Source organism: Pseudomonas sp. B23(2017) (assembly GCF_002113725.1).
Taxonomy (GTDB): Bacteria; Pseudomonadota; Gammaproteobacteria; order Pseudomonadales; family Pseudomonadaceae; genus Aquipseudomonas; species Aquipseudomonas putida_Z.
This window is the reverse complement of sequence record NZ_NEJM01000002.1, coordinates 413,509-425,889: the sequence shown is the minus strand read 5'-3', so window position 1 is coordinate 425,889 and position 12,381 is coordinate 413,509. Positions and strand designations below refer to the sequence as shown.

The window sequence follows — 12,381 nt, the reverse complement described above, 5'->3', positions numbered from 1 at the left end:
TCCTCGTCATCAGGTTTACTGACAATGGCCTTTACCAGCGACTCCCTGGCAATCTTCCTCGCGGTGCTGGAGGCAGGCTCGTTCTCTGCCGCCGCGCGCAAGCTGGGGCGTGTGCCTTCGGCCGTGAGCATGGCCATCGCCCAACTGGAGGCGGAGCTGGACCTGGTGCTGTTTGACCGGGCCACGCGCAAAGCCTTGCCCACCAGCGCCGCCCTGGCCCTGGAACCCCAGGCCAGGCAGGTGATCTGCCAGCTCAACCTGCTCGACGCCCAGGCCCTGCAACTGCACAAGGGCCTGGAAAAGCGCCTGACCATCGCCATGGCCCCCGAGCTGCAGACCGGCCGCTGGAGCCAGCCGCTGGAAACCCTCGCCCAGGAATTTCCCAGCCTGGAAATCGAAGTGCGCTCGGCCACCCAGGCAGAAGCCATCCGCCTGCTGCATGACGGCAGCGTGCAACTGGCACTGGTCTTCGAACGGCCTGGCATCGACGAGCGCGAGTCATTCCTGGAGGCCGGCAGCCAGTTGCTGGTGGCCGTCGCCTCCCCCCGCCATCCAGCCGGGCAGAACAACGGCATGCCGTTGCCGGAAGAGGCTTTCGCCGAACAGCGGCAAATCATCGTGGCTTCGGGCAAGGCCACCGGGTCGGACCCGCGCATGGTGCTGTCGCGGCGCATCTGGCTGACCGACAGCTACCTGGCCACGCTGGACCTGGTGCAATCGGGGCTCGGTTGGGCTTACCTGCCGCAGCCGTTGGTCGAGCCATTGATTGCTTCGGGCGCGCTGGCGGAGGTGCGCTTCGACAACATGGCCAGCCGGTTGCGCTTGTGGGTGGACATCATCTGGGTCAAGTCGCGCCCGTTGGGCCTGGGCGCACGGCGTTACCTTGACGTGATGCGCCAATGCTTTGAAACAGAATCCCCGAGGTCCTGAACGATACGACAGCCTCGTCCGAAAGCGAAAAATCCTACAACTGGTTAGGAAGCCAATAACTACCTGCGGCATTGATTCCCCGTTAGGTTTCTGCTCGCCATCAAGAAGAAAAGGAACTTCTCATGTCGAGCCAGTCCGCGCAGGGCTACGTGCAGTCGGTCGATCACTTCGCCAACCAGCAGCGCCAACCAGAAGAGACCCTCTACCTTTTACTGGACCCATTCGCCGGCTGCCCGCCTGAGCACCCGCTGGCCATCGCTGCCCTCAGCGAAGCGCTGGGTAGTGATGCCGTAACGCGCGTCGACTGCAGCGGGCTGGTGCAGGATCCTGAGTGCTGGCCAGCTCTGGTGCGGCTCGCCAAACCCGGCGATGCGCCCACAGCCCTTGCCCCATTAAGCGCGACCTGCGCCGCTCGTGAATCGGCAGCTACCTGGCACTACGTGTGTGGCTGGCTGATCAGCGATCAACCCGCCGACCTCATCGCCCAGCACATCAGCCAGCAGTGTCAGGTGCTGCGTCAACCAGAACCGCACGGTATCACCGCCTGGTTCGAACCCGTGCGGCTGGCGCTGCTGCGCGCAACCCTGAAAAACGCAGGCGAAGTCCTCGGGCCTGTTCGCAGCCGGCTACATCCCGATGGTTGTGGCAGTTGCGAGGTATTCGAGCGAGAACCCATGGCTGGCGAACTGGCCGTCCCAGAGGCCGTAAGGGCGACCCAGCACGTCGCACCACAGATCATTCAACTGCTCGGCGCCTGGCATCGCCTGAGTGCCGTGCAGCATCCCCATGGACCCTGGCACTTCGCAGGTTCCTCAGGCTTGCCGGAAAACGCCCCCACCCATGCCATGAATCTGATCCTCAAGGCCTTCAGGCAAGGCCTGCGCGACCGTGCCGATATCCAGTGCATGTGCCTGCACATGCTCATGATCCACCCACTGCTCCTTCAGCACCCGCCCATCCAGCACGAGGTGGAAAAGGCAGCGGCCGGCGAGCAGCGCCTGGCGGACCGCTTCGCCAGCTACGACGACTGCACCTGGTCGCACATCGTCGCCGGCCTGCCAAAGGCAAGGAGTTAATCATGAGCATCAGCAAAGCCATCCACATCGCCATGCAGGAAGAGATCCCCAACACCTACGGCACCTGTAATGCCTGCGAACGCTCCGGCTTGCCGATTCTGCTGCTCCGCGAGGCCTACGCCCCGCGCCCGGATACGGGGCGCCCCTATCGCCTGGCAGACGATAGCGAAATCATTTTCCACCCGATGCACACCGACCAGTTGCGCCTCCTGCGCCAGGGTTATGTCTACGTACTGCTCGACCAGGAAATCTGGCAGGCCTACGAGGTGGCGGCGGAAGGTACCTTGCAGCGCTTTCCGGTATCGCAGATGCCCTTCGGGCCACCCAGGTCGTTACCCAAGGTATGCGCCACCGAAGGCCACGATGTGATCGCCTCGTTCATCAACATCGATACCCTGCTCTACCGCAAGGCCTGGATCGCCTTCGCCAACGACCCCTGGCCCCGTGCGGTACTCGACCGCTATCGGCAAGGCATCGCCGACAGTGACCCGGGCACCCTCGCCCGCTTCGTCGAGGTGGACCTGAACACCGCACGCAACGACCCTGCCAGCCTCGGCATCGCCATGACCGACAGCTTCCGCTTCGGCCTGGAACAGGTGCTGGAGTTCTCTACCTTTTCCTCTGCCAGGTTTACCAGCGCTCATGGCTTTTACAGCCGCCTGGGCCGCTGGCATGAAACCCGCACGCATGTGCGCAATGTCATTCAGCAGGAACAACTGCCCAATGGCCTGCTGGCGCTGACGCTGCCCGACCCGGTCGGCATGGTCATGGAGCTCAACGCGCAACGCACTGGCTGGGTGCAGGCCCTGCAGGAATGGCGGGCGCAGCCGCAGCGGCACTTCGAATACTTCACCTCGCAAGCACTACTGGGCATCCGCGAACTGCACGCTGCCATGGCGGCCGTGCAGGGTGCCGAGGACGCGCAGCGGGAAGCCCGACAGGTCGAGCAGTGGAACGACAGCCCGATCGCGGCCAAGGCGTATCTGCCGCCGGTGGACATCGACGCGCAGGCCGAACGCAACACCGCGCGCAAGCAGCAGGACGCCCGCGAGCGGCTGGAAGAGCGTTACGACGAAAGCGCCCGCGCTGCGTTCCAGGCCGATTACGACCGCGAACTGAAAAACTGGCAGTCGATGATCGACCAGGTTGGCGATCTGTATGCGCGGCACTATGCCAAGCGGGCGTTTCAGCAGATCGGCTACTACGACTATGACGCGACCTCCCCCGTTTCGGTGGAGTACTTCATCCAGATGATGGCCGCCTGCCTGGCCGGCGGGCCTACCGAAACCCTGCCGCAGGAGGGTCAGCCACTCGGGATCACCCAGCATATCTGGCAGCAGCTGCTGGAAGACGACCGCAGCCTGCTTTACTAGGCACTACTGGCCAAGAACCAGACGCTGATGCAGCAAGTGGCCAGCGCGCTGTCCGGGGACGACTTCGGCAAGGTGTACGACATCATCAAGGGCATCGCCGGTACCGCAGACGGCCAACTGCTGATGATCAAGCCGATACAGGATGCCGTTGGCCAGTTGCTGGCCGCGACCAACAGCGCAGGGAATGCGCTCAGCCAGCACCTGAGTGAACGGACCAAGACCCTGATCGGCCATGTGCATCGCTCGGCGTTTGCCCTGTTTGCGGGGCAGCAGGTAACGCCGCTGCGGGTGTCGCTGACAGTGGGCGAATACATGAGCCTGCTCAATGAAGCCCTGGAGGCGAGGACCGATGCGTTTCTGCAGCAGGTAGACAAGCAGTTCCGTGACCCACTGGGCCGCAAGGTGCGGGCCATGGTGCTGAGTGGCGCGATCAATATTGCGGCAGTGGGTAACCGTAGCCAGATGATCGAGGTGATGCTCTGGACGTTGGAAAGTGCCGAGAGTTTGCAGGCGCGGTTGGTGCAGTTGCGCGAGGGTGCAGCCGGTGGCGTCGGGGCGCTGGTACGCAATGTTGCGATTGGTGCGGGTACGCTGCGTGCGCAGGTTACGAGTGGTTTGAAGATCAGTTCTACGGCCGCGCAAAGCGTGGCAAGCGATGCGATGCGCAGCCTGCGGGATGCTGCAGCGAGTAGCGGAAGTGCCGGGCTGTTATTTGCCTTGGGCAGCATGTGGTTCCATCAGGACAGCCTGGGCAAGAACTATCGAGCGTTGCAAGAGACGCATCAGGACAACCCGGAGGCGCTTGCGGCGATCTGGTCTTCCTCCCTGGGTTTGTTTGGGGCGAGTGTGGAGGCGGCAGGACTGGCTGTTGCACTCATACGCCCGAAGATACCGTGGCCCGGAACAGTGACGACAACGTCTTTGGGGACCGGTATTGCTCGATACGGCGCCGGTATTGCGGGAATAGCTGGAATGATGGATGGGGCACAGTACCTGTTCGCCAGCCTGCGTACTCATAAGCGCGGAGATTTAACGTCCGCAGATGGATACAGGACTGCGGGCATAATGGCTGGCGCTTCCGCCATTGCAGGTGTACTTGGAGCTTTCGGACCCGCCACATTATTTGGCCCAATCGGTATAGCTATCATTCTAGGACTGGCCGCCTATGCAATAGCTTCCGAGGCAAAGCAAAACGAATCCTCTTCAACAGAACTTTGGGCTCGTCAAAGCAGATGGGGATTATCTGAAGACAACCGTCTCTGGACCGAAGCGAAGCATCTTGACACTGCAATTGGTGCTTTGAATGCGGCAGCAATTGGCGTTCAAGCCGAGATTTCCATAAGGACTCAACTCACCAATCATACGAACATGCAGACTTCCGAACCAAAAGGGATGATCATCGGCAACGAGCCTGCAATACCCGCAGAATACACACTTAATTATTACTTCCTCTTGCCTAAATACGCCGAGGGTACATCTCGTCATGAGTGGCATTTAAGCATTCATCGTACTGGCGCTCAAAGAGAAATCATTACCGTATCGGGTGATAGTACTCCGACTAACCAATTGCAGATCAGCCTACCAAAGGGGAAGGGAGTCTTTGGCCATATTGACAACCCACAACCTTTGGTGCGTTTCAATAACAAGAACAATACGTTGACCATACAGGGAGCTCTGCCTTTACTGATAGATCATCACATCAACGCCATTGAACTTAGCCTGCGTTACTGGCCAGACAAGCAGGACGAACTTGGGCATGCCCATGTAACAATAACAGAAAACTACATGCACAGCTTGGAGCCCCTGACAAAATGGCCCGACCCATATTAAATCCTGCCTGCCCGGGCTGGAAGGAAGACCTCCCCGACCCTTACACAGTCAACTCAACAGAAAAATACATGGGCAATCAAATACCTAACCATCAGTGCATGACTTACTTAGAGATTCCGCGACAAAGCGTATCCTCACGAGGGGTGATTTCAACCTTCGCCTTCCTCTTGTGCATATTTTTCGCCTTTAGCCTTTACATGATGACACTTACGCTCGATCCCCGAAATTTTAAATCGCTGCTGCTCTCAATATCTGAAGTCTTCCTGGTTAGCTGGCTGGTTACTATAGGCCTTCGCATGGATATTTCTCCACCTCGCGACGAACCCATCAGGTTCAACCGTGCGCGCCAGAAAATCTACGCCTACAACTTCAAACGCCAATGGTGGAACCCCTTCGACAAAGGCAAGGTCGTGCCGGTCAGTTACGACTGGTCCCAAGTCCGCGCCGAGCGCTGGTCACAAACCGGCGCCCTGCCAAACGGTGGGGTCATTTTCAAATGGGGTGTCATGCTGTCCATCGTCGCGCCGGGCACGAACAACGTCATCGACCGTTTTCACCTGAGTACGATGGGTGCCGACCAGCATGCCTGGGCCTACATCTGCACCTACATGCAGGAAGGCCCCTCAGCTCTGCCACCACCCGGGGAACCCAAGGATCACAACGATGTGCTCTGGTGTGAGTTCGCCCTGCGCCTGGCACCCCGAGTAGAGTGGCCAGCGGAAATGGATCTGGAGTCGAGAACCGCCCCCTGAGCTTACTGTCTTACACTGCTTGCTCTGGCCCCATCGCCGGCATGCCAGCTCTCATAGAACTGCACATGACTCATTGAATTAGCAGGGACTCTGTGGGAGCGGCTTCAGCCGCGAACACCGGCGCAGCCGGTGCCATGCACCGCGTTGGATTCTTCGCGGCTAAAGCCGCTCCCACAGGGTACGCGGGCCGCTTGCGAATTCAGTTTTCTACGCGACAACGCAGCCCAAAGGGCTGGGCAATCTCTCTTGGACTGCACATGACTCATTGAATTAGCAGGGACCCTGTGGGAGCGGGGTTACATGGTCGGCGCCACCAGCCTGTATCCCACCCCTGGCTCGGTGATGATGAACCGCGGCGCCGTGGGGTCATCGCCCAGCTTCTGCCGCAGATGCCCGACCACGATCCGCAGGTAATGGGTGTTATCCACATGGGTAGGCCCCCAGATATCCTTGAGCAGTTGCTGCTGGGTAATCACCCGCCCCGGGTGCCCGGCCAGTTGCGCCAGCAGCGCATACTCCTTGCGGGTCAGCGCCACTTCCACGCCATCCAGGGTCACCCGGCGAAAGGCAAAGTCCACCATCAGCGGCCCAAAACTGGCCGCCACTTCCGAGCCACCGGCCTGCGGCACCTGCCGCAGCAAGGCGCGCACCCGCGCCAGAAACTCCTGGATGCCGAACGGCTTGGTCACATAGTCATTGGCGCCGCCATCCAGCGCATCGACCTTCTGCACTTCGCTGGCGCGCACCGACAACACCAGCACCGGCACCGCGCTCCATTCGCGCAGGTCACGCAGTACCTGCTGGCCGTCCATGTCCGGAAGGCCCAGGTCAAGCACCACCAGGTCCGGCTTGCCCAAGGCCGCCTGGGCCAGCCCTTCCGTGCCGGTGGCGGCCTCGAGCACCTTGTAGCCTTGCGAGGCCAGGCTGATGCGCAGGAACTTGCGGATCTGCGGTTCATCGTCGATGACCAGAAGGGTGGCGGACTGACTCATGGGGTTTCGCTTTCGGTTTCAGGTTGAGGAGGCAGCGGCAAGCATAAAGTGATGCTGGTGCCCTGGCCATCGATGCCTTCGCCCACCAGGATCTGTCCGCCATGGGCGCCGATCATGCCCTGGCAGATCGCCAGTCCCAGGCCGGTGCCCTGCCCACCGCGGTCGCCGCGAGCGGCGGTGTAGAACATGTCGAAGATCTTCTCGCGATCATCCACGGGAATGCCGGGGCCCTGGTCGCTGACGGCAAAGCACAACAGGGCATCCTGCACCGACACCTGCAGCTCCAGCCGGCCATTGGCCGGCGAGAAGCGCGCGGCATTTTCCAGCACGTTGACCAGGGCCTGCTCGATCAACGCCGCATGCACGAACAGCAACGGCAGCTCGGCCGGCACGTCGGTGTGTACCCGCAGCGGCGCCAGCACCGCGCGCAGGCGGTTGAGCGCGCTGCCGACGATGTCGGCCGGCGCCACCCAGTCGCGGGCCAGCTTGAGGCCGCCGTGGCCCAGGCGGGTCATGTCGAGCAGGTTCTGGATGTAGCGGTCGAGGCGTTCGGCCTCGTTGCGGGTACCCTCCAGCAGTTCGCGGCGGTCGGTAGTGGGGATCGCCTCGCCCAGCGCCAGCAGGCTGTCGATGCTGCCGCGCATGGCGGTCAGCGGGGTGCGCAAGTCATGGGAAACGGACGCGAGCAAGGCGCTGCGCAGCTGCTCGGTTTCACCATGCAGGCGCGCGGCCTCCAGCTGTTCGGCCAGGCGCGCGCGGGCCAGGGCCTGGGCCAGTGGCTGACCAAGGGCAGTGAGCAGGCGCCGACGCGGGTCGCTGAGCGGCTGGCCGGAACGTGGGCGCACCCCGAGCAGTGCCAGGGGCTGTTCATCCACCGCCAGCGGCCACCACCACCAGCGGCCATTGGGCAGGGTGTCGCTGCCATGACCGGCGGCCTGGCCGTGCTGCCAGGCCCATTCTGCGGCGGCGCGTTCGTTATCGCTGAAGGCATGGGCTTCGCCGCTGGCCACCTGCAACTGGCCTTCGACATTGCGCTCCAGCAGGCACACCTGCATGTCCTGCCAACCGTCCAGATGCTGGCCGGCGGCGTTGAACACCGCCTGGCGGTCGGTAGCCACGGTCAGCCGACGCGACAGGTCGAGCAACTGGCTGGTCTGCGCCTGGGTCTCGCGCAGCGCCTGCAACTGGCGGCGCTGACGGGCAGCCAGGTTGCCGGTGAGTGCAGCCATCAACAGGAAGAACACCAAGGTCAGCACGTCTTCTTCGCGCTGGATCCTGAACGACAGGTTGGGCGGGATGAACAGGAAGTCGTAGGTCAGGAACGACAGCACCGCGCAGGCCAGCGCAGGCCCCAGGCTGCTGCGCACCGCCACCAGCAACACCGCGGCCAAAAACACCAGCGAAATGTTGGGCAGGGCCAGCACACTCGACACCGCCCAGGCCAGGCCCGCGGCCATGAGCGTTGCCAGCAGCGCCAGCAGGTAATGGCGCCAGACCCACACCCGCCGCACCGCCGAACGCGGCGCTTGCGGCTGCGCGTCGCGGTCCAGCACGTTGATTTCCAGGCCGTGGCTTTCGCGCAGCAGCCGCGCGGCCACACCGGCACCGAACAGGCGCCGGCGCAGGCGGTCGCGGGACTGCCCGACCAGCACCAGGCTGGCCCGCCGTTCGGCGGCATGCTGGATCAGCGTGCGCACCACTTCGCCAGCACGCAGCAGTACCACCTCCCCGCCCAGGCGTTCGGCCAGTTGCTGGGCAGCTTGCAGGCGCTGGCGCGCGGTTTCGTCGCGCAGGCGGCCGTTGTCCACGTGCACCAGGCTCCAGGGCAGGTGGCGGCGTTGCGCCACGCGGCTGGCATGGCGCACCAAACGCTCCGCCTGGTCGTCGCCATCCACGCCCACCAGCAAGCGCCCACGCAGGGCCGGGGCTTCCTGGCCGCGTTGGCGATAACCGTGGGCCAGGTCGGCATCCACCTGGGCCGCGGCGGTCTGCATGGCCAGTTCGCGCAGGGCGGTAAGGTTGGTTTGCGAAAAGAACGCATCGATGGCGGCCCGCGCCTGCTCGGGCACGTACACCTTGCCTTCGCGCAGGCGTTCGAGCAGCTCCCGGGGTGGCAGGTCGATCAGCACCAGCTCGAAGGCTTCCTGCAGTACCCAGTCCGGCAGGGTTTCGCGCACTTGCACGCCGGTAATGTCGCGGACCTTGTCGTTGAGGCTTTCCAGGTGCTGGACGTTGACCGTGGTGTACACATCGATGCCGGCGGCCAGCAGTTCCTGTACGTCCTGCCAGCGTTTGGCGTGGCGGCTGCCGGGCGCATTGGTGTGGGCCAGTTCGTCGACCAGCACCAGGGCCGGCGCGGCCTTGAGCAGGCCGTCGAGGTCCATTTCCTCGAGGGTTACGCCGCGGTACTGGCTGCGCAGCAGGGGCTGCTGCTGAAGGCCAGCGAGCAATACCTCGGTTTCGGCACGGCCATGAGTTTCGACCACCCCGGCCAGCACCTGCACGCCCTGGCGTTGCTGGGCGTGGGCGGCCTGGAGCATGGCGAAGGTCTTGCCGACGCCGGGGGCGGCGCCAAGGAACACCTTCAACCGCCCCCGGCCGCTTCGCGGGAGGGTAGCCAACAGCGCGTCTGCGCGGGCGGAGTCACTCATCTTTCATCCTTTGCTATTTCCAGCAAGCCGCAAATCCAGGGACAAACACCGTACCTGTGGGAGCGGGTTCACCCGCGAATGCAGTAGTAGCGCCACCGACGCATTCGCGGGTAAACCCGCTCCCACAGGGTCCCTGCTAGCCCCTCAAGTCATCTATCAATGACTGAGGTTTTCCAAGGCCTGGTTCAAGGCCAGCACATTGACCACCGGCGGGCCGATCAATGGGTGGAGGGTGGCCTCTTCCAGCAAGCCTTGCAAGCGCTCCACCGGCAACTGCCGTGCCGCCGCCACCCGCGGGATCTGGTAGGCCACGGCCTCCGGCGGCAGGTGCGGGTCGAGGCCGCTGCCCGAGGTGGTGAGCAGCGCCTGGGGCACCGGCCCCTGCTGCGCCTGGTACAACGCAGCCGCATCGCCCTTGACCCGCTCGGCCAGCGCCGGGTTGCTCGGCGACAGGTTGCTGGCGCCGCTGGCCACGGTGGCGTAGGCGCCTGCCGATGGCCGCGCGTGGAACCAGCCATCGCCCTGGAAATCCTGGGCGATCAGCGCCGAACCGCGCACCTGGCCCCGGTCATCGCGCACCAGGCTGCCATTGGCCTGGCTGGGGAAAAACACCTGGGCAATGCCGGTCACCACCAACGGATACAGCGCGCCGGTCACCAGGGTCATCAACAGGGCCAGGCTCAATGCCGGGCGTACATAAGCATTCATGGTGGCCTCCTCAGACCAGGTGCAGGGCATTAAGCAGCAGGTCGATCAGCTTGATCCCGGCAAACGGCACGACAATGCCACCCAGCCCGTAGATCAGCAGGTTGCGCCGCAGCAGGTGCGCCGCACTGGCCGCCTGCACCCGCACGCCGCGCAGCGCCAGCGGGATCAGTACAATGATGATCAGCGCGTTGAACACGATGGCCGACAGAATCGCACTCTGCGGGCTGGCCAGGTGCATCAGGTTGAGCACGCCCAGCTGCGGGTAGATGGCGGCGAACAGCGCCGGCAGGATGGCGAAGTACTTGGCCACATCGTTGGCGATGGAGAAGGTGGTCAACGCGCCGCGGGTCACCAGCAGCTCCTTGCCGACCTGCACCACATCCAGCAACTTGGTCGGGTCGCTGTCCAGGTCGACCATGTTGGCCGCCTCGCGCGCGGCCTGGGTGCCGTCGTTCATGGCCATGCCCACGTCTGCCTGGGCCAGTGCCGGGGCGTCGTTGGCGCCGTCGCCGCACATGGCCACCAGGCGGCCGTCGTTCTGCTCCTGGCGGATGCGCGCCAGCTTCTTCTCTGGCGTGGCCTCGGCCAGCACGTCATCCACGCCGGCCTCGGCAGCGATGGCGGCAGCGGTCAGCGGGTTGTCGCCGGTCACCATCACCGTGCGGATGCCCAGCTTGCGCAGCTCGGCAAAGCGCTCGCGGATGGCGGGCTTGACCACATCCTTGAGGTGGATCACGCCGAGCAGGCGCTTGTCGATGCACACCAGCAGCGGTGTACCGCCGCTCTGGGCAATGCGCTCCACTTCACGGGCCAGTGCCAGGGGCATTTCCAGGCGTTGCATGCCGACGAACGCCAGCACGGCATCGACGGCGCCCTTGCGGTAGCGGTGCTGCTGCAGGTCGATGCCCGACAGGCGCGTCTCGGCGCTGAACGCCACCGCCTCGAATTGCCCGGCGGCCGGTTCGACGAAGTCATGCAACTGGCGCAGGTACTCGACGATCGACTTGCCCTCGGCGGTGTCGTCTGCCAGCGAGGCCAGCAAGGCGCCCTCCCCCAGCTCGCGGGCGGTGATGCCCGGTGCGGCATGCAGGGCGCTGCAGCGGCGGTTGCCGAAGGTGATGGTGCCGGTCTTGTCGAGCATCAGCGTATGCACATCACCGGCCGCCTCCACCGCGCGGCCGGAACGGGCGATGACGTTCAGCCGCACCAGCCGGTCCATGCCGGCGATGCCGATGGCCGACAGCAGGCCGCCGATGGTGGTGGGGATCAGCGTCACCAGCAATGCGGCGAGAAAGATCAGCGGCAGGCTGCCACCGACGAAGTGGGCGAACGGCTGCAGGGTCACCACCACGATCAGGAAGATCAGGGTCAGGCCGATCAGCAGGATGTCGAGGGCGATCTCGTTCGGGGTCTTCTGCCGCTTGGCGCCTTCGACCAGGGCAATCATGCGGTCGAGGGTCGATTCGCCCGGGTTGCTGGTGATGCGGATCAACAACCAGTCGGAGACCAGCCGGGTATTGCCGGTCACCGCCGAGCGGTCGCCGCCGGACTCGCGGATCACCGGCGCGGACTCGCCGGTGATGGCGGCCTCGTTGACCGCAGCGATACCTTCGAGCACCTCGCCGTCACCGGGGATCATTTCGCCGGCCACCACGCGCACCACATCGTCCTTGCGCAGCGCACTGGCCGCGACGGTCTCGTAGCTGCCATCGCGCTTGCGACGCTGGGCGGTCAGGCCCTGGCTGCCGGCCTTGAGGCTGTCGGCGCGGGCCTTGCCACGGCCTTCGGCAAGGGCCTCGGCGAAGTTGGCGAACAGCACGGTGAACCACAGCCACAGGGCGATCTGCACGGCAACGCCGGTGCTCACGCCGCTGCCGGGGGCGAAGCACAGGACGGTGGTCAGCACAGCAGTCAGGGCGACTACCAGCATCACCGGCGAGCGCTTGAGCTGGCGCGGGTCGAGCTTGACGAATGCCTGCACCAGCGCCGGGCGCCACAACGCGGCGAAGCGGGTCTGGTCCTTGGCACTATGCCGAGTTTGTACTTCAGGAATGGGCATGTTCATGGTC

The 12,381-nt window shown here is 64.0% G+C and carries 9 protein-coding genes; 5 read left to right on the top strand and 4 right to left on the bottom strand.

Going from position 1 to position 12,381, the window contains the following annotated elements; genetic code table 11:
• Positions 1–24 precede the first annotated feature (24 nt).
• The 5 genes from CAG46_RS05250 to CAG46_RS29035 all read left to right on the top strand — a co-directional run bounded on the left by CAG46_RS05250 (position 25) and on the right by CAG46_RS29035 (position 5,961).
• The gene (locus CAG46_RS05250; protein WP_025339945.1) at positions 25–930 is read left to right on the top strand and encodes a LysR family transcriptional regulator; all 906 of its coding nucleotides are present in this window, start codon (positions 25–27) and stop codon (positions 928–930) included.
• 122 nt (positions 931–1,052) lie between these two features.
• A complete protein-coding gene (locus CAG46_RS05245) occupies positions 1,053–2,006 on the top strand; it encodes a hypothetical protein (protein WP_085614428.1) in 954 nt (317 codons plus the stop codon).
• A gap of 2 nt (positions 2,007–2,008) precedes the next feature.
• Positions 2,009–3,379 (top strand): T6SS effector BTH_I2691 family protein, encoded by a 1,371-nt coding sequence (locus CAG46_RS28860; RefSeq protein WP_178080677.1) that lies wholly within the window; start codon positions 2,009–2,011, stop codon positions 3,377–3,379.
• 27 nt (positions 3,380–3,406) lie between these two features.
• Positions 3,407–5,209: a hypothetical protein gene (locus tag CAG46_RS28855; protein ID WP_178080676.1), complete on the top strand. Its 1,803-nt coding sequence runs from the start codon at positions 3,407–3,409 to the stop codon at positions 5,207–5,209.
• The gene (locus tag CAG46_RS29035) at positions 5,191–5,961 is read left to right on the top strand and encodes a DUF6708 domain-containing protein (RefSeq protein WP_256575051.1); all 771 of its coding nucleotides are present in this window, start codon (positions 5,191–5,193) and stop codon (positions 5,959–5,961) included. The genes CAG46_RS28855 and CAG46_RS29035 overlap by 19 nt, the downstream gene beginning before the upstream one ends.
• A gap of 296 nt (positions 5,962–6,257) precedes the next feature.
• Here the strand turns inward: CAG46_RS29035 and CAG46_RS05230 are convergent, their stop codons facing one another.
• From CAG46_RS05230 to kdpB, 4 genes are all read right to left on the bottom strand, one after another.
• The gene (locus tag CAG46_RS05230) at positions 6,258–6,953 is read right to left on the bottom strand and encodes a response regulator (RefSeq protein WP_085614429.1); all 696 of its coding nucleotides are present in this window, start codon (positions 6,951–6,953) and stop codon (positions 6,258–6,260) included.
• Positions 6,950–9,604, bottom strand: coding sequence for a sensor histidine kinase KdpD (locus CAG46_RS05225; RefSeq protein ID WP_085614430.1), 2,655 nt, complete (start codon positions 9,602–9,604; stop codon positions 6,950–6,952). Before CAG46_RS05225 ends, CAG46_RS05230 begins: the two co-directional genes overlap by 4 nt.
• Before the next feature lie 156 nt (positions 9,605–9,760).
• Positions 9,761–10,312, bottom strand: coding sequence for a potassium-transporting ATPase subunit KdpC (gene kdpC / locus CAG46_RS05220; RefSeq protein WP_085614431.1), 552 nt, complete (start codon positions 10,310–10,312; stop codon positions 9,761–9,763).
• Between the two features lie 10 nt (positions 10,313–10,322).
• Positions 10,323–12,377 carry a potassium-transporting ATPase subunit KdpB gene (gene kdpB, locus CAG46_RS05215; protein ID WP_085614432.1) on the bottom strand — a complete coding sequence of 685 codons (2,055 nt, stop codon included), beginning with the start codon at positions 12,375–12,377 and terminating at the stop codon, positions 10,323–10,325.
• Positions 12,378–12,381: the final 4 nt, after the last annotated feature.

Bases quoted from the DNA above. Each gene is read 5' to 3' on its own strand.
- CAG46_RS05250 (WP_025339945.1), top strand. From the start codon at position 25: ATGGCCTTTACCAGCGACTCCCTGGCAATCTTCCTCGCGGTGCTGGAG.
- CAG46_RS05245 (WP_085614428.1), top strand. From the start codon at position 1,053: ATGTCGAGCCAGTCCGCGCAGGGCTACGTGCAGTCGGTCGATCACTTC.
- CAG46_RS28860 (WP_178080677.1), top strand. From the start codon at position 2,009: ATGAGCATCAGCAAAGCCATCCACATCGCCATGCAGGAAGAGATCCCC.
- CAG46_RS28855 (WP_178080676.1), top strand. From the start codon at position 3,407: ATGCAGCAAGTGGCCAGCGCGCTGTCCGGGGACGACTTCGGCAAGGTG.
- CAG46_RS29035 (WP_256575051.1), top strand. From the start codon at position 5,191: ATGGCCCGACCCATATTAAATCCTGCCTGCCCGGGCTGGAAGGAAGAC.
- CAG46_RS05230 (WP_085614429.1), bottom strand. From the start codon at position 6,953: ATGAGTCAGTCCGCCACCCTTCTGGTCATCGACGATGAACCGCAGATC.
- CAG46_RS05225 (WP_085614430.1), bottom strand. From the start codon at position 9,604: ATGAGTGACTCCGCCCGCGCAGACGCGCTGTTGGCTACCCTCCCGCGA.
- kdpC (WP_085614431.1), bottom strand. From the start codon at position 10,312: ATGAATGCTTATGTACGCCCGGCATTGAGCCTGGCCCTGTTGATGACC.
- kdpB (WP_085614432.1), bottom strand. From the start codon at position 12,377: ATGAACATGCCCATTCCTGAAGTACAAACTCGGCATAGTGCCAAGGAC.